Genomic DNA, 26,223 nt, shown 5'->3' on the forward strand with positions numbered 1-26,223 from the left:
GGCGAGCGCGACAAGATGGCGGCGGGCGAATGGTATTGCTGCCTCGATCCGGAGCTCGAGCAGCTGCGCCAGCGGGCGCGTGACGCCGTGCACCAGCACAATACCATGGCGCCTGACGCCCGCGGATCGATGGCTCCAGCACTCCGGGCGCTTTTTTCCAACGTTGGCGACCATGTCTTCATCGAGGCGCCGTTTCACTGCTCCTATGGCATCAACATATCGCTCGGCCCCCGCGTCTATCTCAATGCCGGCTGCACCATGCTCGACAGTGGTCGCATTTCGATCGGCGAAGGCTCGATGCTCGGTCCAGGCGTGCAAGTCTATTGTGCCGAGCATCACAAGGAAGTGCCGCTTCGAAGCCGCGGCATCGAGATCGCGAGGCCGGTCGTGGTCGGCAAGGACGTCTGGATCGGCGGCGGCGCCATCATCCTCGGGGGTGTAACCATCGGCGACGGCGCCATCGTCGGGGCCGGATCTGTGGTCACGAGAGGCGTGGCGGCCGGTGCGACCGTTGTCGGCAACCCGGCGCGGCTTCTTCCGCCATCCGGCAAGCGATAATTCAACAAGGAGATTTTTAGTGGTCGACGAGATGGCAACGATCAAGGTGCGCCCGGCAACCCCTGTCGACGTGCCGGAGCTCTGCAGCTTCCTCAACGAGATCATCCGGATCGGCGGCACCACCGCCAACGAAACGCCGTTCACGCCCGAAAGCTTCACCGCGCATTATCTCGCCGGCCCGGGCTTCGTCAGCTGCTTCGTCGCCGAGGATACGGATGGCCGCCCCTGCGCGTTCCAGGCGCTCGAGCGCTATGACGCATTGCCGGAGGGCTGGGCCGATATCGGCACGTTCTCCCGACCCGACGCCAAGGTGCGCGGCGCCGGCACGGCACTCTTTGCCGCGACGAAAGACAATGCCCGTGCGTTGGGTCTGACGGCGATCAACGCCACCATCCGCGCCGACAATGTTGGCGGCCTCGCCTACTACGGCAAGATGGGCTTCGTTGATTACAAGGTGGACAAGGCGGTGCCGCTGAAAAGCGGCCGACTGGTGGATCGGGTTTCCAAACGGTACTTGTTGACCGAAACCTGAGGCGAGCGTTTCCGCTTCCGCTTGTGCGTGTTTAGCTCACGCGTTCCCACCCTTGGCCGACGCATGGATCAAACAGAACGGGCGACCCTCAGGTCGCCCGTTCTCTACGTTGATGGAGCGGCAGTCGAACCGCTACTCGTCGCCCATCTTGAGCGCAGCGATGAAGGCTTCCTGCGGGATCTCCACCTTGCCGAACTGGCGCATGCGCTTCTTGCCGGCCTTCTGCTTTTCCAGAAGTTTGCGCTTGCGGGTGGCGTCGCCGCCGTAGCACTTGGCCGTCACGTCCTTGCGGAGCGCTGAGATGGTTTCGCGGGCAATGACGTTGCCGCCGATCGCTGCCTGAATCGGGATCTTGAACATGTGCTTCGGGATCAGCTCCTTGAGCTTCTCGCACATTTCGCGACCGCGCTTTTCGGCGGCCATCCGGTGCACCATCATCGACAGCGCGTCGACCGGTTCGCCGTTGACGAGGATCGACATCTTCACAAGGTTGCCTTCCTTGTGGTCGGTGATCTGGTAGTCGAACGAGGCGTAGCCCTTGGAGATCGACTTCAGCCGGTCGTAGAAATCGAACACGACTTCGTTGAGCGGCAGGTCGTAGGTCAGCATCGCGCGGGTGCCAACGTAAGTCAGCTCGATCTGGATGCCGCGCCGGTCCTGGCAGAGCTTCAGGATGCCGCCGAGATAGTCGTCGGGCGTCAGGATAGTCGCGCGGATCCACGGCTCGTGGATCTCGGCGATCTTGACGACGTCGGGCATGTCGGCCGGGTTGTGCAGTTCGCGCTCCGAGCCGTCGGTCATGAACAGCTTGTAGACGACCGAAGGGGCCGTCGCGATCAGGTCGAGGTCGAACTCGCGCTCCAGGCGTTCCTGGATGATTTCGAGGTGCAGCAGGCCGAGGAAGCCGCAGCGGAAGCCGAAGCCGAGAGCGGCAGACGATTCCATTTCGAACGAGAACGACGCGTCGTTGAGGCGCAGCTTGCCCATCGCCGAGCGCAGGTCCTCGAAGTCGGCGGCATCGACCGGGAACAGGCCGCAGAACACCACCGGCTGTGCCGGCTTGAAGCCCGGCAGGGCCTTGGCGGTCGGGCGCTTGTCTTCGGTGATGGTGTCGCCGACGCGGGTGTCGGCCACTTCCTTGATCGAGGCGGTGATGAAGCCGATCTCGCCGGGGCCAAGCGCATCCATCGCCACCATCTTCGGCGTCAGCACGCCGATGCGTTCGACGGAATACTTGGCATCCGTGCCCATCATGCGGATGGTCATGCCCTTCTTCAGCGTGCCGTCGATGATGCGCACGAGAACCATGACGCCGAGATAGGTGTCATACCAGCTGTCGACCAAGAGCGCCTTCAGGGGAGCCACATCGCCGCCCTCGCTCTTTGGCGCCGGCAGCTTGGTGACGATCGCTTCGAGGACGTCAGGAATGCCGAGGCCGGTCTTTGCCGAGATCAGCACGGCGTCGGACGCGTCGATGCCGATCACTTCTTCGATCTGTTCCTTGATCCGCTCCGGTTCGGCGGCGGGAAGGTCGATCTTGTTGAGCACGGTAACGAGCTCGTGGTTGTTGTCGATCGCCTGGTAGACGTTGGCGAGCGTCTGGGCTTCGACGCCCTGGGAGGCGTCGACGACCAGCAGCGAACCTTCGCAGGCCGACAGCGAACGCGAGACTTCGTAGGCGAAGTCGACGTGGCCGGGCGTGTCGATGAGGTTTAGCACGTAGGTCTCGCCGTCATTGGCCTTGTAGTGCAGACGCACGGTCTGGGCCTTGATGGTGATGCCGCGCTCGCGCTCGATATCCATGCTGTCGAGCACCTGCTCGGACATTTCCCGCTCGGCAAGGCCGCCCGTCGACTGGATCAGTCGGTCAGCCAGCGTCGATTTGCCGTGGTCGATATGGGCCACGATCGAGAAGTTACGGATATGCGACAGGGGCGTCTTGGAAGATGTTGTGCTCATGGGCCGCATATAGCAGTGCCTTCAAGCCGCGCAAAGCGGGAAATGAAGGCTTCGTTCACTATAAATCGCAGGGCGCGCGCGGTTATTCGGCTCTCGCCTCGGCGTCGATCAGCGCACCGGCATTCGGGATCTGCGCGCTCTTCAGTTCGAAGGTCTCGCGCTCGCCCGCCGGCACCTCGTCGCGTTTCCTCAGGCGGGCAAGCACGAACAGCGCGTAGAGGGCTGCAACGGCCATGGCGGCATAGATGAAGGTACGTGGCCCGAACACCGGCGTCAGCACCGTCACCAGCATCGGCACCAGGGTTGCGGCCACCGACCAGGCGACAAGCATGGTGCTTGCCAGCGGTACGAAATCTGCCGGATCGGTGCGGTCGTTGGCATGGGCGTTGGCGATGGAATAGACGGTCTCGACGGCACCGGCAAAGAGCGCGAAGACCACCATCAGCAAGAGGAGATTGCCGAAGGTTGCGGAAAGCGCGAAGAAGCCGGCGATAACGATGATGAGGCAGGTGGCGATCAGCACCAGCCGGCGGTCGACCCGGTCCGACAGCGTGCCCATCGGATACTGGATGGCGATCAGCCCGAGCTGCATCACGAACATCAGGTTGGCGACGTCGCCCTGGCTCACCTGGTTGGCCGCCGCGTAGATCGGCGTGAAGCCCTGCACCACCATCGAAAGACCACCGGCGGCCAGCACACCGATGAAGGCGACGGGCGAAGCGCGCCAGACCATCGGAATGTCGATGCTGACCTTGGCGGGTGCCGGCGGCGTCGGCAGGCGGGTGAGGCCGATCGGCAAGATGGCAAGAGCGGTGAAGAAGATGGTGATGAGCGGCGGCAGGTTGCCGTCGGCGGGGATCTGCCCGAACAGCCAGGCGCCGGTGCCGAGCCCGATCACATAGGCCATGTAGAACATCGCCATTGCCCTGCCGCGCCAACGATTGTCGCTGGCATGGTTGAGCCAGCTCTGGCTGATGATGAAATTGGTGTTGCCGGCAGCGCCGTAGAGGCCGCGCGCGAGCACCCAGAGGATCGGGTGCATGCCGAGGCTGATGGTCAGCGCTGAAAGGATGACGAGCGCCATCGAGCAGGAGAACGCCCGGGCATGCCCGACGCGGCGGATCATCGGCCCAGCGATGACGCAGCCGACAAGACCACCAAAGGCAATCATGGTGACGGCGGCGCCCGGAACCCATTCCGGCGCATCGGATCGGGTGAGCATGAAAGGCACATAGGCGAGCATCATGCCGTTGCCGATCGCCACGGATGTCATCGACGTCACGATGCTGGCGATCGAGGTCAGCGAGGAGGGTTGCTTGTCCATGTCGTGCCGATCCGTTTCGTAAGGCGCAACGGTTTGTTGCATGAGGGGCGTCTAAATTATTGAGGTGGAACGTCTTTTCGCTTCGGATACTCGTTGCCGACCTTAGCCGAAATCGCCTCGTCGCAATGTCGCCAAAGCGGCATCTGCCGCCTCTATTTTCAGATGGTTATGGTCTTGACTCTAATATATGAGAAATGCAATCTCAAATAATGGAAAACATGAGCGACCCACTCGAACAGGCCATCGGCGACCGCGTCCGTTCGCTGCGTATCGAACAGAACCTGACGCTCGACGATCTGGCGACGCGGTCGGGCGTCAGCCGGGCGATGATCTCGCGCATCGAGCGCGGCGAGGTCAGCCCGACGGCGCAATTGCTGGCTAAGCTCTGCAGCGCACTCTCGACCACACTCTCGGCGCTCTTCGCCTTTGAGGTCGAGCAGGCTTCGCCGGTTGCGCGGCGCGCCGATCAAAGACTTTGGCGGGATCCGGAATCCGGCTATCTGCGCCGCTCGGTCTCGCCCGAGGGTGTCGGCTCGCCGGTCGATATCGTCGAGGTCGAGTTTCCTCCGGGCGCGCGCGTCGTGTTCGAGCGGCAACCGGCCGACCGCGGCATCACCCAGCATCTCTGGCTTTTCTCCGGCCGGCTCGAACTGACGATGGAATCGGGGCTCTGCGTGCTCGAGGCAGGCGACTGCCTGTTCATGGGGCTCGAACAGGCCCACGTCTTTCACAATCCTCATGATGAGCCGGCTCACTATGCCGTTATCCTCAGCCGAACCAGGACCTGACCATGCCTGACATCAAAATCAGTCTCCTCGAGGAAATCGAGGCCCGTTCCGCCATGCCGGCGCTTGCCGAAGTGCTGTCCGATTGCGTTGAGGGTGGCGCATCCGTCGGCTTCATGCAGCCCTATCCGCCGCAGGCAGCGCTCGCCTACTGGCAGGGCGTTGCCGATGCGGTCGCCGCCGAGGAAACGCTGTTGATGGTCGCCGAAGACGAAGGGCGGATCGTCGGGACCGTCCAGGTCGGTGTCGCGCAGATGCCCAACCAGCCGCATCGCGGCGACCTGAAGAAGCTGCTCGTCCATCGCGCCGCCCGCGGCAAGGGCGTCGCCCGGCTGTTGATGCAGGCCGTCGAGCAGGAAGCAGCTCGGCGCGGCAAGACGCTGCTGGTGCTTGACACGGCAACCGGCAGCGAAGCCGAAGCGATCTATCCGCGACTTGGATGGGAGCGCGTCGGCGTCATCCCCGATTATGCGATGTGGCCGGAAGGCGGCCTTTGCGCCACCACGCTCTTCTACAAGCGCATCGCGGCTTAGGGATTGTTGCTCTTTTTTTGCATGCGCCCCTCATCCCGACCCTCTCCCCGCTTGCGGGGAGAGGGTGAACGGGAGGCTGCCGCATGTCTCCTTCGCCCCGCGTGCGGGGAGAAGGTGGCCGGCAGGCCGGATGAGGGGCGTCCGCGGCGGTAGCCAGCGGCCCGGACCCTGGGCTAGGTTGACGACGCTTCTTTGCTTCGCCAACTCAACCGGGACATTGCCATGCGCGTTTTCTTTTCCGACGACCACAAGCTCCGCGACGCCAGGACCGAACTGTTCGGCGGAGAGCTCGTGTCGCCGTTCGAAGCGCCGTTTCGGGCCGAATGGATCCTCGCGGCGGTGAAGGAAGCGGGCTTCCGTGACGTTGTCGCGCCGGCTCGCCATGGGTTGGAAACGGCCGCCAAGCTGCACGCGGCCGACTATCTCGAATTCCTCGAAACCGCCTGGTCGCGCTGGGTCGCCGACGGCTATCGCGGCGAGGCGATCCCGACCAGCTTTCCTGCCCGCCGCATGCGCCAGCACCCGCCCAGGGATATCGACGGCGCACTTGGCTACTACGCCTTTGCCGCGGAAACGTCGATCACCGAAGGCACCTATGCGGCCGCGCGAGCGGCGATGGATTGCGCGCTTTCGGCGGCCGAGCACATCAATGGTGGCGCAAAAGCAGCCTTCGCGCTTTGTCGTCCGCCCGGCCATCACGCGGCGATCGATCTCTACGGTGGCTATTCGTTCATCAACAATGCCGCCTGCGCCGCTGAGCGTCTGCGCGATCTCGGTGCCGCCAGGGTGGGCGTGCTCGATGTCGATTTCCATCACGGAAACGGCACTCAGGACATTTTCTACGAGCGTGGCGACGTCTACTTCGCCTCCCTGCATGGCGATCCCGTCGACGCCTTCCCTTATTTTCTCGGCTTCGCCGACGAGGAGGGGGCAGGCGAAGGGCTCGGCTCCACGAAGAACTACCCGCTGCCGCGCGGCACCGAATTCGCCGCCTGGTCGGCCGCGATGGACGATGCGCTTCACCGCATCGAAGCCTTCGGCGCCGAAGCGCTGGTGGTCTCGCTCGGTGTCGACACCTTCGAGCGCGATCCGATTTCGACATTCAAGCTGAAGTCGGAGGACTATCTTCTCATGGGCGAGCGGTTGAAGAAGGCCGCCCTGCCTGTTGTCGTCTGTATGGAGGGCGGTTATGGCGTGCCGGAAATCGGGCTCAACGTTGCCAATGTGCTCAAGGGCATTGCCTCCTGAGCTGCTCCGGCCGTCAGGCGGTAATGAAGATTTTTCCCGGCTCCCTGTTGACCTCAACTTTGCTTGAGGTCGTAGGCATGTTTCTGCCCGCTGCCGAATGGTCGCCGGTGGGCCTTGAAGAGACACGTAAGGGAGAATTTCATGAGCAGCAGCACACAGGCTGACGTCATCGCGCCACTCTATCGCATCAACAAATTCGTCGTCCCTGCGTCGGCGCGAGCCGATTTCGTGGACCTGGTGGAAAAGACGCTTGCGGTCATCCGCAGCCAGGAAGGCTACGTCAAGGATCTGTTCCTCGAGCAGCATGCCGGCCCGGGAAAGTTCAACTTCTGCACCATGATCGAATTTGCAAGCGAAGAGTTTGCGCCGAAGGTCGCAGCAGCGATTGGCGCGTTCGATAGGAGCCTTGGTATCGATCGTGCGGCTCTGATGGAAAAGCTCGGCGTCGAGACCGATTCCGCCAGCTACAAGAGTTTCCAGGCGGCCTGACATTCCGTCGCTCCGGCCTCTCTGCCGGACCGGCACCCGACGCGTCGATCGTGACGCGTCAGGATCGCTGTGGCGATGCGGATTAGGAAACGAAGAAGGTGGACAGGCCCTGGCCGGCCGCAAAGGCCATGTAGGCGAGAACGGTGAAGTAGATCGTCGTGGCAATCAGGAACAGATAGCCGCCGGCGACCATCAGCCCGTCGCGTTGGATGATGCCGAGCGACAGGAGCAGGATGGCAATGCCCGGCAGCGTGTTTGACAGCGGGATGAGGCCGAGCGGGAACATCAGGAGCACGCCACCGGCCATGATCATCAGGCCGTTGAAACGGTTCATCAGCGCCCCTTGCGTCAGGAAGCCGAAGCGCGGCCGCACGAAACGGTCGAGCTTGGAGACGAGCGCCGCCCCCTTCTTGAGCGTCGGCACCAGTTTTTCCGTCTCGATCTGCCGGTCGAGGATGCGTTGCGGCATCCAGGGCAGGCGGTTGAGCGTGATCGAAATCGAAATCAGGATGATGGCCGCGCCGAAAACGGTGCTGACGCCGGGAATGGAAACCGGCAGCAGAAACGGCAGCGTCAGCAGTGCGCACAAGAGCAGAAAGCCCTGTTCGCCGATCCCCGTCATCAGGTCGCGAAGGGTGATCGTGTTGCCGCGGATGGAGCCGATCATGCCGTTCAGCGTGTCGCTGAGACTGCGTTGCGTGTCGCCAAACTCGATTGCCATCAGATCGTCCGCCTCGATTTTTCCAGAACGCCCTTGCTATCAACGGCGTGTGAAGGATCGGTTAGTGTCCGGCCGTTTCGTGACTTCGTTGCGGCCGATGCGCCATTTGTCGTCAAACCGTGGCATCAGTGGGACGCCTCTTCATCTTCCTGCCGCAATCGCTAGTATGAAGCACTTTAGAGCACGAATAGGGACCATTGATTCTATGATCAAGAAATGCGCCATATTGGCTGTTGCGGCCATCTATCTCTCGGGATGCACGACCACCGATCCCTATACGGGTGAGCAGAAGATGTCGAACACGGCCGGTGGCGCGCTGATCGGCGCGGGCCTCGGTGCGGCGACCGGCCTTCTCGTTGGCGGCAGTGCTGCAGGGCGGCGCGATGCAGCGCTCGTCGGCGCCGGCATCGGCGCGCTCGGCGGCGGCCTCGTCGGCAACTACATGGACAGCCAGGAATCGGAACTGCGCGCCCAGCTGCAGGGTACCGGCGTTTCGGTCACCCGCGCCGGCGACCGCATCATCCTGAACATGCCGTCGAACATCACGTTTGCCACCGACCGCGACCAGGTAATCCCGGCCTTCTACGACACGCTGAACTCCGTGGCGATCGTGCTGCGCAAGTTCAACAGAACCTTGATCGACGTCGACGGCCATACCGATTCCACCGGCAGCGCCTCGCACAACCAGGGCCTCTCCGAGCGCCGCGCCGCGTCCGTTGCCAACTATCTGGCAAGCCAGGGCGTCGACCAGCGCCGCATGGCCACCATGGGCTTCGGCCCGCAACGGCCGGTCGCCTCCAACAGCACTGAAGCCGGCCGGGCGCAGAACCGCCGCGTCGAAATCTCGATCGCGCCGATCAAGCAGGGCTGATCGGATCGCATCGATCGCTGATATCGAAGGGTCGCGCCGCAACCGGTGCGGCCCTTCTTCTTTTCGGGTAACTCAGCGGCAGTGGCGTCAGAAGCGGTAGCGCAAGAGCCGCCCCATCCGGTGCAGGGTGGGAACCATGCTGAAGACGTGGACGGCGATGCGGGCTGCGGCCGACATCCTGTCGATCTGGCCCGGATCGTAGGCCGTGACCTCTTCCAAAAGGCTGAGACCCGGCACCTGGCGCTCCAGCATGCGGGGATCGTCGATACCCCAGGAAAGCGCGGCACCCGTGGCGCGGATGGCCGGATTGAAGCGCAGCAAATGCAGGCCGAGATGGCTGTATCCGTCGAAGACGATCTCGCCAGCGGGCAAATGATCGACAAGACGCCGGAGCAGGCGGTAGACGTCGTCTGCCGCCAGATAGGGCAGGAGGCCTTCGGCGACGACGATCGCCGGCCTGTCGTCTGGTATGGTCGCAAGCCATCCCGCCTCCGTCACCGATGATCCGATCAATGTGGTGTTGGCGCGATCCGGATAGAGCCGGCGGCGCAAGGCAATCACATCAGGGAAATCGATGTCGAACCACCGCACCTCGGGCGCCGGGTCGATGCGGAAAACACGGCTGTCGAGGCCGCAGCCGAGATGGAGGACGGTGGCATCCGGGTTCCGGGTGATGAAGGATTGCGTCCATTGGTCGACCAGATAGGCGCGCAGGGCGATGCCGATCGTCATGTCGTGGCCGACGTCGAGATGTGGTGCCGCCTGCCCGAGCCGCCGCATGGCATCGGCGGCGAACCGGTCGCCGAGCAACGAATCGGGCAGCGCGCTTTCGGCGGCCTTTGCCTGCAGAGTGATCAGCAGCGTTTCCCGAGCACCACTCAGGCCGATCCCGTCGGCATCCATCGTTTCCTCCACTAGAGCATTTCCAGGAAAAGTGCGAAGCGGTTTTCCGTCAGAAAATGCGTAGAAACAAAGCGATAGGGCGTTACTATGAATCCGTTTACACCGGAAATGCCCTAAAGTGCCGCGTGTCCGATAGGACCCGTAGAGGACGTCGCAGCGCTTCAAGCCTGCCGCATATTTTATCCCCGAATCCGATTCAATTTAAGGGTTTATGCAGGGCAGGCGGCCGAGGAGGCGATGGCGCAGATCTGCGTCTTACGCGTCAGCGGCTCTTGCCGCTCGCGCCCGGCGGACGCGCCTCGCCGTCAGCATCGCCAGCGCCGGCGCCAGCGCAAACAGCCAGAAGAGCCACTGCGTCGCGCGCGCGACGCCTTCGGCGCTGCTCGCCTCGATACCCGCCAGGTTGGCGGTCAGGCCGGCAAGCGCGGCGCCGAGGGCAGCGGCGAAAAGCTGCACGGTGGTGATCGAGCTCGATGCTTTCTCCTCTTCGCCCTTGGGCGCCAGCTCGTAGACGGCCGTGACGATATGCGGCCAGGCGAAGCCCATGCCGAAGCCGACCGCCGTGATGCCGATGGACAGCGGTATTGCGATGGTGGCGAAGCCGAAACCGGTCATCGGCATGAACACGGCGATCAGCGCAAGGCCGGCAAAGCCGAAGCCTGGTCCGGCGAAAATCGTGCGCTGCGCCCTGTCGCCATGCCAGTGCGCGCTCGTCATCGATCCGGCGGTCCAGCCGATCGACATCAGCGCGGCGATGTAGCCGGCTACAAGTGGCGACAGCCCATGCAGTTCCTGCAGCAGATAAGGCACGTAGATCTCCGGCTGCATGCCGATCATCAGAAGCGTGATCGTCGCATAAAGGGCTGCCAGTGGGGCGGTTATGGTGAAGCTGCCGGTCGGCAGGAGCTTGCCGACGGCCCGGCGTTCGGCGAAGAGAAGCACGGCGAACATCAGGCAGGCCGCGCCGACGGAAGCAAGCTGTTCGGCCGATGTCGACAGTGTGCTGGCGATCGACAGCGCAAGGACAATGCCGATGAGAAGCAGGAGCTGCAGCACCGGCAGCGGGCTGCGGCTGCCTTCGGAGGAGGCGTTGCGCGGCAATGTCCAGAAGGCCAGCGCCGCCAGAAGTGCGGTCAGCGGCAGCAGCGACCAGAAGGCCGCGCGCCAGGTGGCAAACTCCGCAAACATGCCGCCGACGGCCGGGCCAATCAGCGTTGCCGTGCCCCAGGTCGCCGAGATCAGGCCGATGGCGCGGGTCCAGAGAACAGGCGCAAACACCAGGCGGATAACGCCATAGGCGAGGGCGTAGAGCAGGCCGCCGCCAAAGCCCTGGATTGCCCGGCCGCCGAGCAGCAGCAGCATATCGGGGGCAGAGGCACACAAGAGCGTGCCGAGCCCGAAGACCAGCGCGCCGATCGCATAGGCCGATCCGGCGCCGACGGCGGCAAGCAGCCGGGCCGAGAGCGCCGCGCCAAGGATGGAGGCAGCGACGAAGACTGTGGTGCTCCAGGCATAATATTCGAGCCCGCCGATCTCGCGCACGATCGACGGCATGATGGTGGTGACGACATAGATGTTGAGCGCATGCAGAGCCACGCCGCCGCTCAGAACGATGGAGTGGATGGCGTTTTCGCCTGACAAGAGCGCGAGCCAGCCGCTCTCGGCCTTCTCGGTGGTTTCAGGTGTCTTGTCGAGCATATGTCTGCGCCTTTCCTGTGCGTCACGACGGTGCATCTCGACTGCGGCGCATCTGTCTGCGCCCGTCGACATGACCCTTCGGTCGCAAGAGAACGCTCCCGCCTTGAACAGGGCCGGGGAGCCGCTCTATCCGTTTGTTGCCACGCATGTCCCGGCGGAAGACCGCCTCGCGCTTTTCCCTGGAAATGTTCTAAGTCAATGGACCGCAGCGTCACCGAGATGGGTGAGCTTGTCCGGATTGCGAACGATGAAGATATCGTTGACGTTTCCATCGCCGTCATAGCCGAAGGAAACGCTGGCGGCGATATCATTTTCATCCTCGCCCCGGAGCACAATGCCGCGGCCGCCGTTGATCTCGGCGATTTCCCAGGTGTAGTGCGCCCAGTATTCGGTGAGCCGGTCAGCGATGAAGGCAACCACGGTCTCCTTGCCAGCGAGCACGCCGAGCACGGTCGCCACCTTGCCGCCGCCGTCGGCTGTCAGGCGCACGTCGGCGGAGAGCAGGCTCGAAAGGCCGGCAATGTTGCCGCCGTGGATCGCCGCGTGAAAAGCTGACAGCAATTCGTCCTGGCGTTCGCGCGGCGTCTGGTGACGGCTCTTTTGCACCCCGATATTGCTCTTGGCGCGCGACACCAGCTTGCGCGCTGCTGCCTCCTGCATGTCAAGCGTTTCGGCAACCTCCTCATAGGGTTGCCCGAAGATCTCGTGCAGCAGATAGGCAGCCCGCTCCTTCGGCGTCAGCCGCTCCAGCATCAGGAGGAAAGCGGTGGTGAGCGACGAGGTGAGCGCCAGCTTTTCCTCGGCATTGTCTTCGCTTGCCGTGTGGATCGGTTCCGGCAGCCAGGCCCCGACATAATCGACGCGCTTGCGGTGCGCCGCCTTCAAAAGGTCGAGGCAGCGGCGGGTGCAGGCCGTCGTCAGCCAGGCGGCCGGCGTTTCGATCGCCTTTTGATCGGCTTCCTGCCACTTGACGAACGTGTCCTGCACCGCGTCTTCCGCGTCCGCGCGTGACCCGAGGATGCGGTAGGCAAGTCCGAGAAGGCGCGGACGCGCCGCTTCAAAGATATCGATACTGTTCATGCCACCCATCTCAGCGCCTTGGTTACAGTTCAAACGGCCGATGGCCGCGATCGTTGCTCATGACCGTCTGACGATTGGCATCGCGCAGCTGTGACGTCGGCTTGAAAATTTTCTCAGATCTTTGGCGGGTAGGTGTGCTCGTTGCCGCGGAAGTCGGTAACGGTGTAGCAGCCGCCGCCGTCCGCCGCGATCGACGCGGCGCTGATAACTGCCTTGCCGTGGCCGCCGGGTATATCGAGGATATAGGCTGGCTGGCAAAGGCCGGAGACCCGGCCGCGCAGCGACGCGACAAGGGCCTGGCCTTCCTCGATTGACAGCCGGAAGTGGCTGGTGCCGGGCGCAAGGTCCGGATGATGCAGATAATAGGGCTTGATGCGGGTTTCGACGAAGGCGCGCATCAGGCTGGCCAACACGTCCGCATCGTCGTTGACGCCTTTCAGAAGCACCGACTGGCTGACCATGACGATGCCGGCATCGATCAGCCGGGCCGAGGCGTCGCGCGCTTCCGGCGTCAGTTCACGCGGATGGTTGGCATGCAGCGCCACATAGGTCGCCTTGCCACTCGCCTTCAGCGCCGCGACAAGATCGGCATTGATGCGCTCGGGCTCGACCACTGGCACGCGCGTATGAAAGCGGACGATCTTGACATGGTCGATCGGCTTCAGCCGTTCCATGATTTCGGCAAGACGGCGCGGCGACAGCACCAGCGGATCGCCGCCGGTGAGGATGACCTCCCAGATCTCCTCATGCTCAGTGATATAGGCGATCGCCGCGTCGAGTTCGGCCGGCGTCAGCGTGCCCAGTCCCTGCGGGCCGACCATTTCGCGGCGGAAGCAGAAGCGGCAATAGACCGGGCAGACATGCACCGCCTTCAAGAGCACGCGATCGGGATAGCGGTGGACGATGCCGGCAACGGGGCTATGCGGTTTGTCGCCGATCGGATCCTCGCGCTCCTCGGGCAACAGCGTCAGCTCGGCGGAATCCGGCACGAACTGGCGGGCGATCGGGTCGTTCGGGTCGTTACGGTCGATGAGTTTTGCGATCACCGGGCTGATGGCCACGGCATAGCGCTCGGCCACACGCGAAACGGCGCCGTGCTGCGACGGTTCGACAAGGCCGGCGTCGACGAGTTCTCCGGCCGTCTTGATCGGGCGGTGGACGTTCATGATGCCGTCTCCGCCACCGGCGCCCAGAGCACCTGGTCGATGCGCGTCGCACCGGTCGCCAGCATGACCAGGCGGTCGAAGCCGAGCGCGATGCCGCTGGCTTCGGGCATAATGGCGAGCGCTGCCAGAAAGTCCTCGTCGAGCGGGTAGGTTTCGCCATAAACGCGGGACTTTTCCGCCATTTCCATCTCGAAACGGCGGCGCTGCTCGGAAGCATCGGTCAGTTCACCGAAGGCATTGGCGAGTTCGACACCGCAGGCATAGAGCTCGAAGCGTTCGGCGACACGGCGGTCGCGCGCGGTCGGCCGGGCAAGGGCTGCTTCTGCAACGGGGTATTCATCGAGGATCGTGGCGCGGCCGAAGCCGAGATGCGGTTCGACCTTTTCGACAAGCACGCGGCTGAAGAGATCCGCCCAGGTGTCGTCGGCGGCAACCCGCAGGCCCGCCGATCTCATGGCGGCGGCGAGCATCTCGCGGTCGGTTCCGCCATCGGGCGCGATCGAGGCGAGCAGGTCGATGCCAGCAAAACGCGCGAAGGCTTCGGCCACCGCCAGCCGTTCCGGCGCGGCGAAGGGGTCTGAGGTGCGGCCCTGGAAGGTGAACTGGTGCGTGCCCGTCGTCTCCGCCGCGAGCGCCAGGATCTCGGCACAGTCACGCATCAGCGTCTCGTAGGTCTCGCCGGCCCGATACCATTCGAGCATGGTGAACTCAGGATGGTGCAACGGCCCGCGTTCACGGTTGCGGTAGACATGGGCAAAGCAGGCGATGCGTTTCTCGCCGGCGGCGACCAGCTTCTTGCAGGCAAACTCGGGCGACGTGTGCAGATAGAGCGGATGGGCCGAGTCGTCATGGTTGAGCGCCTCGGTGGCAAAGGCGTGCAGGTGAGCCTCGTTGCCGGGTGAAATCTGCAGCGTCGCGGTGTCGACTTCGATGAAGTCGCGCGCGTCGAAGAACCGGCGCAAAGCCGACTGGATCCGGTTGCGCCCGAGAAGAAACGGACGCCGGTCGGCATGGACATCAGGCGTCCACCAGGGTGAGGCATGCGACATGGTCGTTCGGTCCAGGCTTTCTTCGCGCCCCAGGGCTTTCTTCGCGCCAATGCCGGCGCAGGCTGGCTATTTGCACGAAATTAGGGTAGTGGCGGCGCGATATCATATTTTCGCGTCTTTCGGGGCCGGCTTTCCCGGCGCGCCGTGTCGCGCATACCTCTGTTACAAGGAAGACTAATGGTCAAGGTCATCGCTTCATCTGTCCGCAAGGGCAACGTTCTCGACGTTGACGGCAAGCTCTATGTCGTTCTTACCGCGCAGAACTTCCATCCGGGCAAGGGCACGCCGGTCACCCAGGTCGACATGCGCCGCATTTCCGACGGCGTGAAGGTCTCCGAGCGCTACCGCACGACCGAGCAGGTCGAGCGCGCCTTCGTCGAAGACCGCGAGCACACCTTCCTTTATGAAGATGGCGAAGGCTTCCACTTCATGAACCCGGAAAGCTACGACCAGCTGGTCATGACCACCGACGACATCGGCGACCTCAAGGCCTACCTGCAGGAAGGCATGGCCTGCATTCTTTCGATCCACGAAGGCCTGGCGATCGCCATCGACCTGCCGCGTCACGTGACGCTCGAAATCACCGAGACCGAGCCGGTCGTCAAGGGCCAGACGGCATCGTCGTCCTACAAGCCGGCGGTTCTTTCGAACGGCGTTCGCACGCTCGTGCCGCCGCATATCCAGGCCGGCACCCGCGTCGTCATCGCGACCGAAGACGGCTCCTATGTCGAGCGCGCCAAGGACTGACACGGTCTGAAGACCGGCACGATCGAACGATCGCATGAAACGGGGACGGCAGGTAGAACCTGCCGTCCCCGTCGTCGTTTCTTCGACAGACCTTTTCCTTGGTCGTTGACATCCCAGGGGGCAGAACCCTTTGCGCGGCCACGGCGTTCCGTGCGCGTCGGCGCGCGCCGTGACCTGCAGGCCGTGCCAAAGGCTCGATAAGCAACCACAAATTTAGGGGGAGCATTTCGAAAAACGGGTGCTAGGATGCCGGCGCACCGACGTTTCTGTCACGAGAGGGTCCGCATGTTTCCATTGTCGCACATGATGAAGTCGTTCATTCGCAAGGGTCGCCTGACGGTGATCGACGCCGATGGCAAGAGGCACATTTTCTCCGGCGAGCCCGGACCTCACGTGACGATGCGGCTCACCGACAAGAAGCTCTATCGCAGCCTCGTCTTCAATGCGGAGCTGGCGGCCGGCGAGGCCTATATGGACGGCACCATGCGCTTCGAGGAAGGCTCGACGCTCAAGGATTTCCTGACGCTGTTTTCGATCAACCGGTTGTCGCTCGGCTCCTACCCGATCCAGAAGGTGCTGCGCGCGATCAAGATGCGCTTCCGCAAGCGCCAGCAGGCCAATCCCAAGGGCAAGGCACAGGAGAACGTCGCCCATCACTATGACCTCGGTAACGACTTCTACAAGTTGTTCCTCGACGAGAACATGCTCTATTCCTGCGCCTATTTCCGCGAGCCGGACGAGAGCCTGGAAAAGGCCCAGCGCAACAAGCTGCGCCTGCTCGCTTCCAAGCTCTGCCTGGAGCCGGGCATGAAGGTGCTCGATATCGGTTCCGGCTGGGGCGATCTGGCCATGTACCTGGCCAAGCTCGAAAACGTCGAGGTGCTTGGCGTCACGCTTTCGAAGGAACAGCAGGCGCTGGCGACCCAAAGGGCAAAGGCCGCAGGGCTTGCCGACCGCGTTCGCTTCGAACTCAAGGACTACCGCGATGTTCAGGGGCCATTCGACCGTATTGTTTCCGTCGGCATGTTCGAGCATGTCGGCGTGCATCACTACGACGAGTTCTTCAAGAAACTCAATGCCTTGATGCCGGATGACGGCGTGGCCGTGCTGCATTCGATCGGTCACATGAGCCCGCCGGGCATGGCGAGCGCGTGGCTGCGCAAGTACATCTTCCCCGGCGCCTATTCGCCGGCACTTTCCGAGGTCTTCGACGTTGTCGAGCGCAACAGCCTCTGGGTCTCCGATCTCGAATTCCTGCGGGTGCATTACGCCACCACGCTGGCGCATTGGGGCGCGCGGTTCGAAGCCAACCGCGACAAGGTGATCGCGATGTATGACGAGCGCTTTGCCCGCATGTGGGAGTTCTATCTGATCAGCGCCGAGATGATGTTTCGCACCGGAAGCCAACTCGTCTTCCACATGCAGCTGTCGCGGTCGCGCGACGCGGCGCCGATCGTGCGCGATTACATCACCGACCGCCAGCGCGACTTCATAGAACGCGAGCAGGCGCTCGACCTCAACATCTGACCGGCTTTTCTGCCGGTCAGTCTCCGTTCCAGCGCAGTCGCTTGTAGTCGAAGCCGAATTCGAGGGTCGGCTTGACGATCGAGAAGAACGGCGAGAGGTCGAAGTCGCGCGGCGTGTAGAGCGAGTAATGGCGGATATGCAGGATTTCTTCGCGTGAATAGGTGGAGGTTGCCGATGCCCGCCCTGGTGCGCGCGTAACCTCCGGCAAGATCGGGTATCGTATCTGCTCGAAGGCTTCGGCAATCAGCGTCGAGCAGATCGCCCGCGTCGGATCGCCGGAGCCGAGCGCCAGCAGGCGTCGTCGCCAGCGCACCGGCACCGGCGGTGCCGGCATGAAATAGCGCAGCATGTCGAGAATGTTCTTCAGGTCGTACTTCATGCCGAGCCGGGAGATCATGAAGCCGACCAGCGCGGACCGGTCGTCGGGCGTCAGCGCCACCGGTCGGCAGATGCGGGTGTTGAACGACGCATATTTCTTCAATGGCACGGCGACACAGCCTTCCCCGATGTTCACTTCGATCAGCTGTGGCCTTTCGATGATCGGCAGGGTTGCCTGGTCCAGCGTCAACGGCATCTGGTCGCCGGCAAAAAACGCCGCGTGCGACCAGGTCGACTGGGTCAGATACTTGATCGCAGCGGAAACCTTCTGGTTGCCCTCGATCAGCAGGACGTCGCCGGGGCGCAGCGTGCGTGCCAGCGTTTCCTGGTCGGATGGCGTGTAGGGTTCATAGCCAAGCGTCTGCGTCTGCAGCCTGGCGGCCATGCGGGCGCCAAGCCGGTCCAGAAACGTATCCTTGCTTTCGGAAAGCGGGTAGATGGTCTTCATGGAGGCGATTGCTCCAGCGACGGGAGAGGGATTCGCATGCACGTATATGGTGGCCGAGCCGCGACACTCTGTCGAGTGATTGTCGCGTGATTGCATGGCTTTGGCCTTGACGCACATTCTCGGGGTTTCTATTTTAGAATAATTCTAAAGAAGGTTTTTCGTCGATGTTCTCCCGTCTCTTCTCCCGCTCCAAACGTCCGTTTCTCTCCCTCAACGAACAGGAAATCCTGGCGCTGGCGATTTCCTCCGAGGAGGATGATGGCCGCATCTATCTCGCCTACGCCGATGCGCTCAGAGAAAAATATCCGCACTCGGCAAAAGTGTTCGAGGAGATGGCCGAGGAAGAGAGCCATCATCGGCAATGGCTGATCGACATGCATGTGCAGCGTTTCGGCAACCGCATCCCGCTTATCCGCCGCGAGCATGTTCGCGACTTTCCCGATCGCAAGCCCGACTGGCTGATCGGAGAAATGCCGATCGAAAAGGCGCGCGCGGAAGCCGAGGCAATGGAGGAGACGGCGCACCGTTTCTATGTCGAAGCGGCAGCGCGCACCCAGGATGCGGCGACACGCAAGCTGCTGGGCGATCTCGCCATCGCGGAAAAATCGCATGAATCGCTTGCCCGAAGGCTGGGCGAAAAGCACACGCCGAACGATGTGCGCGAGGAGGAGGATCAGACCGCCCGCCGGCAGTTCATCCTGACTTACGTTCAGCCGGGGCTGGCGGGGCTGATGGACGGCTCGGTATCGACGCTGGCGCCGATCTTCGCGGCGGCTTTTGCCACTCAGGATACCTGGCAGACCTTTCTCGTCGGCCTGTCCGCCTCCGTCGGTGCGGGGATTTCCATGGGCTTCACTGAAGCGGCCCATGACGATGGCAAGCTCTCCGGACGCGGTTCGCCGATCAAGCGCGGCCTTGCTTCGGGCATCATGACGGCGCTCGGTGGTCTCGGGCACGCGCTGCCCTACCTCATTCCGCATTTCTGGACGGCGACCATCACGGCGGCAGTCGTTGTCTTCTTCGAGCTTTGGGCGATCGCGTTCATTCAGAACCGCTATATGGAAACGCCGTTTCTGCGCGCCGCATTCCAGGTTGTGCTGGGCGGCGGGCTGGTGCTGGCCGCGGGCATCCTGATCGGCAATGCCTGATCAGGCGTACGCTTGAAACGAAGAAGGGCCGGTTCGACCGGCCCTTTCATGAAACTCTATTGCTGCGCTATCAGTTGCCGACCGAGCCGACGACCAGTTCCGCTCCGTTGTCGATGGTCACCCAGCGACCGCTGTTGAACGAAGCCTGGCGCTTGAGATAGCGGTAGGGCGTCTGGGTCCAGAGCTTCACGCCGTTTTCGAGATTGTCGAGCACGAAGTCGCCCTGGGCGGTGCGCACCGTCAGAACCGCGTGGCCTTCGCCGTCGGGTTTGCGAACGACGGTGATCAGCAGCTCGCCTGCGGAAAAGCCCTTGCGCATCAGGCGCTTGCGCTTTTCGAGGACAAAGTCCTCGCAATCGCCGGCGTCTTGCGGGTAAGCCCAGACTTCATCCCTGCCGAAGAGCTCCTGATCGGTGACCGGTGTGATCTCCCGGTTCACCTGGGCGTTGACCTGACGGATCGTCGCCCAGCCGCGTTCGGTGACGCGCGGTGCCACGGTCGCCTTCGACTTGACGTTGCATTCGCCCTTGTGCTTCTGGCAGAACTCGTAATGTCCGATTGGCTGCGACGTAACCGAGCCAGTCTGCATCCAAGGAGTGGATCCCGCCTGTGCGGGAATTGCCGTGTTCGCTGAAATGAAAAGTGCGCAAAACGCCGCGATACTTCCCTTAACTCCAGTCCAAGACGCCATTCATGTCCCCTGCGTAACGCGGTATGCCGAACTCTCATGTTCGGACGTATTCGCGCAATCCTGAGTTGCGGGCAGCTTGTTCAGGTCTTCCGCCTCACGCTGCTCTAATCGTTAATAAAGAGTTAATAGCGTTGGGGTCGGAGAGTCAATCTACTGATTCGGGCATTGGACTTTATGGTTAAAGTCGTTGCCGGAAAGCAGCGCAAAGCCCTGCACCGCAGGGGATCTGCAGCGCATGGAGCCGAAAATCGGGGGGAGAAGGGGTGTCGCGCGCCGTCCTTGCGGCTTAAACCGAAGGCAGCATGTTGCCGATTGCCTGCTTCATTTTAGCAATGTCTTCCTCGCGCGAAAGACGATGGTCGCCGTCGCGGATCAGCGTCATGACGACGTCGTCTGCGGGCAGATGCTCCATCAGTTTCAGCGCGTGCGTGTGGGGGACGTCGGGGTCGCGCATGCCCTGGAGGATGTGAACCGGGCAGCCGGTGGTGATCGTGCCGACGAGCACGCGGTTGTCGCGGCCATCCTCGATCAGGGCGCGCGTATAGATGTTGGGCTCGGGGCTGTATTCGGACCGTTCCTCGAAATAGCCGCGCTCTTCAAGCGAGCGCTGCTCTGTCTCGGTCAGGTTCGGTTCGATGAGGTCGGCGGTAAAGTCGGGGGCGGGGGCGATCAGCACCAGCCCGGCGACGCGCTCGCCCATGCCGCGCAGGCGCAGTTCCTGGATCAGCCTGAGGGCGATCCAGCCGCCCATCGACGAGCCGATCAGGATCAGGCGTTGCTTGGGCGCCGCGTGTTCGACCACGGCAAGGCTCTCCTCCAGCCAACGCGAGATCGTTCCGTCCTTGAAGGCGCCGCCGGAGGCGCCATGGCCGGAATAGTCGAAGCGGATGCAGTCGGTTGCGCGGTCTCTCGCCAGGTGTTCCACCGCGACGGCCTTCGTGCCCGTCATGTCGGAGCGGTAACCGCCGAGCCACACGAGAGCCGGCCTTTCGGAGGGCTTTTGCGCGCGCAGAATCCGCATGGCGATGCGTCGACGGGCGGCATCCTTGCCAACCTCGATGAAGGTCGTTTCGGTTTCGGCTGTCGTCGTTTGCATCGCAATTCTCTCCAAATGCCCGGATTGGCGGCGAATTTCTTTCTAAAACAGATTCGTCTTGGCTTCGACAGGTGGTGATTTTCCCTGCAAGCCATGCTATTGACTCTCGCGTCGCAATTCACACATTGCCGTCGGCGGCAGATTGAAGCATTTCGGCCAAGGCCGCGCCGACTATTAATTGAACCGCATTTCGGAAACAGCTCGAGGAGAGTACGACCATTCGCAGACCGTTCAAAACGGACGCCCCCGTCAAGGAGGGACCGCGCTCAAACAAGGAAATCCGGGTACCCCGGGTTCAGCTTATCGATGCCGAAGGCCAGAATATCGGTGCCGTCCCGATCGACCAGGCGCTCCGCATGGCGGAAGAGGCCGGTCTTGATCTGGTTGAGATCGCACCGAACTCCGAACCGCCGGTGTGCAAGATCCTCGATCTCGGCAAGCTGAAATACGCCAACCAGAAGAAGGCGGCCGAAGCGCGCAAGAAGCAGAAGATCGTCGAGATCAAAGAGATCAAGATGCGTCCCAACATCGACACGCATGACTATGAAGTGAAGATGCGGGCGATGAATCGTTTCTTTGAAGAAGGCGACAAGGTCAAGGTGACCCTGAAGTTCCGCGGTCGCGAAATGGCGCACCAGGAACTCGGCATGAAGCTCCTGCTTCAGGTCAAGGACGACACCCAGACGATCGCCAAGGTCGAAGCCGAGCCGAAGCTCGAAGGCCGCCAGATGATGATGGTCCTCGCTCCGCGTTGACCGCCGCTGTCGGACGGATCGTCCGTGCAACGTATCAGGTAGGAAGCCGCCCTTGGGGCGGCTTTTTGCGTTTGAGCGCATCCCGATGTCCCAAACGATCTCCGGTGGCGTCATTCTCTGCGCCTTGCTGACAGAATGCTGACAACCGGCCTCAGCGACCTGTCAGCGGCGGCATGGCAATCTGGCGTCATCGAATTCAGGAGAAGGACGAAAATCATGTACGTCACGCTTCGAAAAGCTTTGCTTGTGTCCACCATGGGCGTTTGCGGCCTCGTCTCGGCGCCTGTCGGGTTCTCGCTGGTGGCCACCGGTCCGGCGCATCCATTTGCCATGTCCGCACTTGCCAGCGGCGACGACGACAACAGCGGTCGTGGCGGCAGTGATGATCGTGGCGGCGACGACCGCAGCAGCGAAGATCGCAGCCACGACGATCGGGACGATCACGGCGGCAACAGCGGCCGCGGCAGCGATCATGATGACAACGAGAACGACAACGATGATGACAACGATCATCGCGGTCGCCACGGCCATGACAATGCCAATGACGATGATGCGGACGATGATCGCGACAATGACCGCAATGACCGTGACGAAGTCACACTCAGCGTTTCCGAGGACAGCCTGCGCGGACTGCGCGACGGCTCATTGGTTGCAGTCGACAATCTCGGCCGTGCGCTTGAGGTGGAAGTCGAGTTCGAACACGGTCAGCGCGTGGTGACGGTCAAGCCGCATGGTGGCGATGCCCGCCGCAATCCGGGTCCCATTACCAGCGTTTCGATCGTGCCGGCTTCGGCTCGCTGATCTGAACAACGAATGTCCGGTGCATCCGCCCCCGTAGTGCACCGGAATGATGGGCTCCTTCCGCTTAACGCCCGCCCAGCGGATTGGCCCAAGGAACGCATGACCCCCTGCGCCGGAACCGACGCAGGGGGTCATGCGCTTTTCCATGTCTTGCCCACGCATCTGGCCTCTTGCGCTCGGCAGCGCAGGGGATCAGTCTGAGGCCAGACGAGCGAGGGGATTTTACAAGCGCATTGGGGGAATGCGCCTTCGGAATGCGGGCCGCCGGACGATGTCGCGAAGGACGCGGCGTTTTTCGCAAAGGTTTGAAAATGTGGAACTGGACGAAACCATGCCGATGACGCGACGAAATCTGATTGCGATGGCCTGCTGCTCGTTGCTGCTGTCGCTTGCGCCGCAGGTGGCAGGCATTTCCGCCTTTGCCAAGGACGGTCGCGATGATGACGACAGCAGCGGCAGCGGCAGCAGCGGCGGTAGCGGGTCGAGCGGGTCCAGCGGCCACGGCGGCGATGATTCCGACGACGACCGCAGCGGTCGCGGCGGCGGCGATGACGACGACAACAGTGGGCCTGGCGGCGGTCACGATGACGATGACGACAACTCCGGCCGCGGCCGGCGCAGCGATCAGGAACGGGCTCGCGACGGCGTCGAGAAGGGGCGTATCCTGGCGTTGAAAGATGTGCTGCGGCTCGTCGACGAGGACAAATACGGCGCAGTCATCGCTGTGGATCTGAGAAACAATGGCGAAGTCTACCGGCTGCGCACGCGCGACCGGCAGGGCACTATCCGAAATCTGCGTATCAATGCGCGCACGGGAAAATTCATGAACATATTCGGATTCTGAGGACAGAATGCGCATTCTTCTGGCGGAGGACGATCGCAACATCGCCACCCATGTGGTGACGAAGCTGGAGGCCGAAGGTTACGGCGTCGATACGCTGGCCAATGGTCCCGACGTGTGGGAGCAGGGTGAAAACGGCACCTATGCCGCGATCATTCTCGATCTGGGCCTGCCGGGCATGGACGGCCTGTCGATCCTCAAGCGCTGGCGCAAGGCAGGGCTGGAAACGCCGGTGCTGGTGCTGACGGCGCGCGGCTCCTGGATGGAGCGGGTCGACGGTTTCGACGCCGGGGCCGACGACTACCTGCCGAAGCCGTTTCGAGCCGAAGAACTGGTCGCGAGGTTGCGCGCGCTGCTCAGACGCGCCGGTCCGCGACTGCAATCCGTGCGCTCCGCCGGACGCTTCACCCTTGATGAAACGACGCGCCGGGTCACGTTCGACGGTCAGGTTCTGGAGTTGAGCCCGCTCGAGTACCGCATGATCGCGCTGTTCATGGAGCGAAAGGGCCAGGTTTTGACGCAGCTCGAACTGGCAAGTCACGTGCAGGGTCGAGAGGACGACGCGGCCAAGAATGCTGTCGAGGCGATGATTGCGCGGCTACGCAAGAAGACCGAGAGTTCGGCGATCGAGACCCGGCGGGGCTTCGGTTACCTGTTGCCGGACGACGGCAGATGATCCGTTCGCTTCGGCTGCGACTGGCGATCGGCGCGCTGATTGCCGTCGGCGTGGTGCTGCTGGTGGTCTGGTTCTCGCTTTCTCGCCTTTTTACCGATTATGTCGTCGGCCGCTATCGCGCGGAAATGATCACAACCGTCGATACGATTGCCGCCCAGGTGGTCGTCAGGGACGGCGAACTCGCTCTGCCGCGCGAGCCGGCGGATCCACGCTTTTCGCTGCCGGCCGGCGGTCGTTACTGGCAGCTCACGCCGAAAGCGGGCACGCCGATCCGATCTCGTTCCCTTTGGGATACCGTCATCGATACCAAGACCCCCTCCGCCGGTCATTACAAAGACTTTGTGGAACTCGAAGGTCCTGACGGCGCGCCGATGCTTGTTCATACCCAGACGCTGGCTCTCGGCGATGGCCCCGACGCCGAACGCTTTTCCGTTCAGGCCGGATTTGGTCGCCAGGAGCTCGACGATGCGCTCGAGTCATTTCACGGGCGGATGCGGCTGATGCTGCTTGCGACCGCCGCCGTGCTTGCCGGCGCAGCCTTCCTGCAGGGCGCACTCGGTCTGGCGCCGCTGCGAAAACTGCGTGAGCGGGCAGCGCTCGTGCGTGCCGGCAGTGAAAAGGACTTCGGTTCGGCCGGCCCCAGCGAGGTCGGACCCGTTGTCAACGAGATCAACCTGCTGCTGGCCGAGCGCGAGCAGGCCGTCGAGCGCGCCCGCGCTCGCGCCAGCGATCTCGCCCATGGCCTGAAGACGCCGTTGACCGTGCTTGCCCAGCTTGCCGAAAGCCTGCCCGACAACGAACGCCGGCTGGCCTTGCAGCAGGTCGATCTGGTACGCCAGCGTGCCGACCGGCAACTGCAGGCCGCCCGCATGGGCGTCGAGCGCATGGCGACCACATCGGTCGCCAGCATGGCGGGCAAGCTCGTCAGCGTGTTGCGGCCGGTCACCGCCGAGCGTGGCATCGCCTGGGACGTGACGATCGATCCTGGCCTGTCTCTCGATATGGATCCGGCCGATCTGGCGGAATGCCTTGGCAACCTGCTCGACAATGCCGTCAAATGGGCGCGCTCGCGCATCCGCGTTTCTGCCGCGCGCAACGACGATCGATTGCACATCGTCGTCGGCGACGACGGACCGGGCATCGCCGACGGCGATCGCGAGAGGGTGATGCAGCGGGGCGGCCGCGTCTTGGATGGCGAGGCTGGCCAGGTGCCCGGCACCGGGCTCGGCCTTGCCATCAGCGCGGATATCGCCGATGCCTATGGCGCGACGCTGACACTCGGGCAGTCGCCGCTCGGCGGGCTGGAGGCGGTCCTGACCTTTGAAACGGTGGGCCGGCGCAAGCGTCCGCGCGATCCGGTTTGATGCGGCCTGTCGCTTCTGCAGCGCTTCTTCGATTCCGCAGTTGCGCTTTTGGGGATGTCCGGGTATAAGCCCCCGTCCGAACGGTCCGGCAGGGCATGCCGTGGCCGTTCTTAACGCTGGAAATGGACCTCGTCTGTCCGTTTCGAATTCTTAAGAAAATGGAGTAGCAAAATGCCCAAGATGAAGACGAAATCGTCTGCCAAGAAGCGGTTCAAGATCACCGCTACCGGCAAGGTTCGTGCAGCTGCTGCTGGCAAGCGCCACGGCATGATCAAGCGTTCCAACAAGTTCATCCGCGACGCACGTGGAACCATGGTTCTCGCGGAGCCCGATGGCAAGAAGGTCATCAAGAACTACCTGCCCAACGGTCTCTAAGACTTTCAGGCATTTTGGACACGTTAAGGAGATCATGACATGGCACGTGTAAAACGCGGCGTAACCGCTCACGCCAAGCACAAGAAGACACTCAAGGCAGCCAAGGGCTTCTACGGCCGCCGCAAGAACACCATCCGCGCTGCAAAGGCTGCGGTTGATCGTTCCAAGCAGTTCGCTTACCGCGACCGCAAGGTCAACAAGCGCAACTTCCGCGCTCTCTGGATCCAGCGCATCAACGCTGCCGTCCGCGAATTCGGCCTGACCTACGGCCGCTTCATCGACGGCCTGAACAAGGCTGGCATCGAAGTCGACCGCAAGGTTCTGTCCGACATGGCTATCCATGAGCCGGCAGCATTCGGCGCCCTCGTCGAAGCTTCCAAGAAGGCGCTTGCCTACCTCAAGGAAGCCGGTACGACCAACGAGTTTGAAACCGCTGTTCGTTAAGCCAGCGTTTTCCCAA

Annotated in this window: 28 protein-coding genes; 17 read left to right on the forward strand and 11 right to left on the reverse strand. The window is 62.8% G+C overall.

Annotation, left to right across the window (positions count from 1 at the left end):
- Positions 1-15: 15 nt before the first annotated feature.
- Together AC07UR_RS00875 and AC07UR_RS00880 are read left to right on the forward strand one after the other, a co-directional pair.
- On the forward strand, positions 16-558 hold the full coding sequence (locus tag AC07UR_RS00875) for a sugar O-acetyltransferase (protein WP_234941649.1): 543 nt from the start codon (positions 16-18) through the stop codon (positions 556-558).
- A 40-nt stretch (positions 559-598) separates the two neighbouring features.
- Positions 599-1,090, forward strand: coding sequence for a GNAT family N-acetyltransferase (locus tag AC07UR_RS00880; protein WP_412728336.1), 492 nt, complete (start codon positions 599-601; stop codon positions 1,088-1,090).
- A 132-nt stretch (positions 1,091-1,222) separates the two neighbouring features.
- On the opposite strand, the gene lepA is transcribed toward AC07UR_RS00880, so the two are convergent.
- Positions 1,223-3,049 carry a translation elongation factor 4 gene (lepA, locus tag AC07UR_RS00885; RefSeq protein WP_412728326.1) on the reverse strand — a complete coding sequence of 609 codons (1,827 nt, stop codon included), beginning with the start codon at positions 3,047-3,049 and terminating at the stop codon, positions 1,223-1,225.
- A gap of 82 nt (positions 3,050-3,131) precedes the next feature.
- Entirely contained in the window at positions 3,132-4,373 is a 1,242-nt protein-coding gene (locus AC07UR_RS00890) for an MFS transporter (protein WP_173418669.1), read from the reverse strand.
- Positions 4,374-4,582: 209 nt separating this feature from the next.
- Between AC07UR_RS00890 and AC07UR_RS00895 the strand changes: the two genes are divergently transcribed.
- The 4 genes from AC07UR_RS00895 to AC07UR_RS00910 all read left to right on the forward strand — a co-directional run bounded on the left by AC07UR_RS00895 (position 4,583) and on the right by AC07UR_RS00910 (position 7,428).
- Positions 4,583-5,161 (forward strand): helix-turn-helix domain-containing protein, encoded by a 579-nt coding sequence (locus AC07UR_RS00895; protein WP_209788558.1) that lies wholly within the window; start codon positions 4,583-4,585, stop codon positions 5,159-5,161.
- Between the two features lie 2 nt (positions 5,162-5,163).
- Positions 5,164-5,691, forward strand: a complete 528-nt coding sequence (locus AC07UR_RS00900; RefSeq protein ID WP_209788143.1) for a GNAT family N-acetyltransferase — start codon at positions 5,164-5,166, stop codon at positions 5,689-5,691.
- A gap of 222 nt (positions 5,692-5,913) precedes the next feature.
- Complete coding sequence (locus AC07UR_RS00905) at positions 5,914-6,939, forward strand: histone deacetylase family protein (protein ID WP_209788140.1); 1,026 nt, start codon at positions 5,914-5,916, stop codon at positions 6,937-6,939.
- A 141-nt stretch (positions 6,940-7,080) separates the two neighbouring features.
- A complete protein-coding gene (locus AC07UR_RS00910; protein WP_209788137.1) occupies positions 7,081-7,428 on the forward strand; it encodes an antibiotic biosynthesis monooxygenase in 348 nt (115 codons plus the stop codon).
- An 82-nt stretch (positions 7,429-7,510) separates the two neighbouring features.
- On the opposite strand, the gene AC07UR_RS00915 is transcribed toward AC07UR_RS00910, so the two are convergent.
- Positions 7,511-8,149, reverse strand: coding sequence for an exopolysaccharide biosynthesis protein (locus tag AC07UR_RS00915; protein ID WP_173418673.1), 639 nt, complete (start codon positions 8,147-8,149; stop codon positions 7,511-7,513).
- A 205-nt stretch (positions 8,150-8,354) separates the two neighbouring features.
- Here AC07UR_RS00915 and AC07UR_RS00920 point away from each other — a divergent pair, with 205 nt between their 5' ends.
- Positions 8,355-9,020, forward strand: coding sequence for a YiaD family glycine zipper/OmpA-like lipoprotein (locus AC07UR_RS00920; RefSeq protein ID WP_209788135.1), 666 nt, complete (start codon positions 8,355-8,357; stop codon positions 9,018-9,020).
- An 87-nt stretch (positions 9,021-9,107) separates the two neighbouring features.
- On the opposite strand, the gene AC07UR_RS00925 is transcribed toward AC07UR_RS00920, so the two are convergent.
- The 5 genes from AC07UR_RS00925 to epmA all read right to left on the reverse strand — a co-directional run bounded on the left by AC07UR_RS00925 (position 9,108) and on the right by epmA (position 14,916).
- Positions 9,108-9,923, reverse strand: coding sequence for a class I SAM-dependent methyltransferase (locus tag AC07UR_RS00925; RefSeq protein ID WP_209788132.1), 816 nt, complete (start codon positions 9,921-9,923; stop codon positions 9,108-9,110).
- Positions 9,924-10,178: 255 nt separating this feature from the next.
- Positions 10,179-11,621: an MFS transporter gene (locus tag AC07UR_RS00930; RefSeq protein ID WP_209788129.1), complete on the reverse strand. Its 1,443-nt coding sequence runs from the start codon at positions 11,619-11,621 to the stop codon at positions 10,179-10,181.
- Between the two features lie 195 nt (positions 11,622-11,816).
- Positions 11,817-12,701 (reverse strand): RNA polymerase sigma factor SigJ, encoded by an 885-nt coding sequence (sigJ, locus tag AC07UR_RS00935; protein WP_234941622.1) that lies wholly within the window; start codon positions 12,699-12,701, stop codon positions 11,817-11,819.
- 113 nt (positions 12,702-12,814) lie between these two features.
- The gene (locus AC07UR_RS00940; RefSeq protein ID WP_209788126.1) at positions 12,815-13,867 is read right to left on the reverse strand and encodes a lysine-2,3-aminomutase-like protein; all 1,053 of its coding nucleotides are present in this window, start codon (positions 13,865-13,867) and stop codon (positions 12,815-12,817) included.
- The gene (gene epmA / locus AC07UR_RS00945; protein WP_209788123.1) at positions 13,864-14,916 is read right to left on the reverse strand and encodes an EF-P lysine aminoacylase EpmA; all 1,053 of its coding nucleotides are present in this window, start codon (positions 14,914-14,916) and stop codon (positions 13,864-13,866) included. The genes AC07UR_RS00940 and epmA overlap by 4 nt, the downstream gene beginning before the upstream one ends.
- A 177-nt stretch (positions 14,917-15,093) precedes the next feature.
- Here epmA and efp point away from each other — a divergent pair, with 177 nt between their 5' ends.
- Together efp and AC07UR_RS00955 are read left to right on the forward strand one after the other, a co-directional pair.
- The gene (efp, locus tag AC07UR_RS00950; protein WP_065773805.1) at positions 15,094-15,663 is read left to right on the forward strand and encodes an elongation factor P; all 570 of its coding nucleotides are present in this window, start codon (positions 15,094-15,096) and stop codon (positions 15,661-15,663) included.
- A 285-nt stretch (positions 15,664-15,948) separates the two neighbouring features.
- Positions 15,949-17,190 (forward strand): SAM-dependent methyltransferase, encoded by a 1,242-nt coding sequence (locus tag AC07UR_RS00955; protein WP_173418680.1) that lies wholly within the window; start codon positions 15,949-15,951, stop codon positions 17,188-17,190.
- 16 nt (positions 17,191-17,206) lie between these two features.
- Here AC07UR_RS00955 and AC07UR_RS00960 read toward each other — a convergent pair whose 3' ends face one another.
- On the reverse strand, positions 17,207-18,016 hold the full coding sequence (locus AC07UR_RS00960) for a C40 family peptidase (RefSeq protein ID WP_209788121.1): 810 nt from the start codon (positions 18,014-18,016) through the stop codon (positions 17,207-17,209).
- Positions 18,017-18,180: 164 nt separating this feature from the next.
- Here AC07UR_RS00960 and mbfA point away from each other — a divergent pair, with 164 nt between their 5' ends.
- Positions 18,181-19,164 carry an iron exporter MbfA gene (mbfA, locus tag AC07UR_RS00965; RefSeq protein ID WP_173418682.1) on the forward strand — a complete coding sequence of 328 codons (984 nt, stop codon included), beginning with the start codon at positions 18,181-18,183 and terminating at the stop codon, positions 19,162-19,164.
- Between the two features lie 70 nt (positions 19,165-19,234).
- Here mbfA and AC07UR_RS00970 read toward each other — a convergent pair whose 3' ends face one another.
- Both AC07UR_RS00970 and AC07UR_RS00975 read right to left on the reverse strand, forming a co-directional pair.
- A complete protein-coding gene (locus tag AC07UR_RS00970) occupies positions 19,235-19,855 on the reverse strand; it encodes a transglutaminase-like cysteine peptidase (RefSeq protein WP_173418683.1) in 621 nt (206 codons plus the stop codon).
- A gap of 286 nt (positions 19,856-20,141) precedes the next feature.
- Entirely contained in the window at positions 20,142-20,951 is an 810-nt protein-coding gene (locus AC07UR_RS00975) for an alpha/beta hydrolase (protein ID WP_173418684.1), read from the reverse strand.
- 218 nt (positions 20,952-21,169) lie between these two features.
- Between AC07UR_RS00975 and infC the strand changes: the two genes are divergently transcribed.
- The 7 genes from infC to rplT all read left to right on the forward strand — a co-directional run bounded on the left by infC (position 21,170) and on the right by rplT (position 26,207).
- A complete protein-coding gene (infC, locus tag AC07UR_RS00980; RefSeq protein WP_077503129.1) occupies positions 21,170-21,706 on the forward strand; it encodes a translation initiation factor IF-3 in 537 nt (178 codons plus the stop codon).
- A gap of 216 nt (positions 21,707-21,922) precedes the next feature.
- Positions 21,923-22,507, forward strand: a complete 585-nt coding sequence (locus AC07UR_RS00985; protein ID WP_209788120.1) for a hypothetical protein — start codon at positions 21,923-21,925, stop codon at positions 22,505-22,507.
- A gap of 133 nt (positions 22,508-22,640) precedes the next feature.
- Positions 22,641-23,351 carry a PepSY domain-containing protein gene (locus AC07UR_RS00990; RefSeq protein WP_234941621.1) on the forward strand — a complete coding sequence of 237 codons (711 nt, stop codon included), beginning with the start codon at positions 22,641-22,643 and terminating at the stop codon, positions 23,349-23,351.
- A gap of 7 nt (positions 23,352-23,358) precedes the next feature.
- Positions 23,359-24,024 (forward strand): response regulator transcription factor, encoded by a 666-nt coding sequence (locus tag AC07UR_RS00995; protein WP_173418686.1) that lies wholly within the window; start codon positions 23,359-23,361, stop codon positions 24,022-24,024.
- The gene (locus AC07UR_RS01000) at positions 24,021-25,388 is read left to right on the forward strand and encodes a sensor histidine kinase (protein WP_209788119.1); all 1,368 of its coding nucleotides are present in this window, start codon (positions 24,021-24,023) and stop codon (positions 25,386-25,388) included. Before AC07UR_RS00995 ends, AC07UR_RS01000 begins: the two co-directional genes overlap by 4 nt.
- Before the next feature lie 171 nt (positions 25,389-25,559).
- Positions 25,560-25,763 (forward strand): 50S ribosomal protein L35, encoded by a 204-nt coding sequence (rpmI, locus tag AC07UR_RS01005; protein ID WP_025425550.1) that lies wholly within the window; start codon positions 25,560-25,562, stop codon positions 25,761-25,763.
- A 39-nt stretch (positions 25,764-25,802) separates the two neighbouring features.
- Positions 25,803-26,207, forward strand: a complete 405-nt coding sequence (gene rplT, locus AC07UR_RS01010; protein WP_077503124.1) for a 50S ribosomal protein L20 — start codon at positions 25,803-25,805, stop codon at positions 26,205-26,207.
- Positions 26,208-26,223: the final 16 nt, after the last annotated feature.

It is taken from the genome of Ensifer sp. GW821-FHT05G01 (assembly GCF_059419585.1).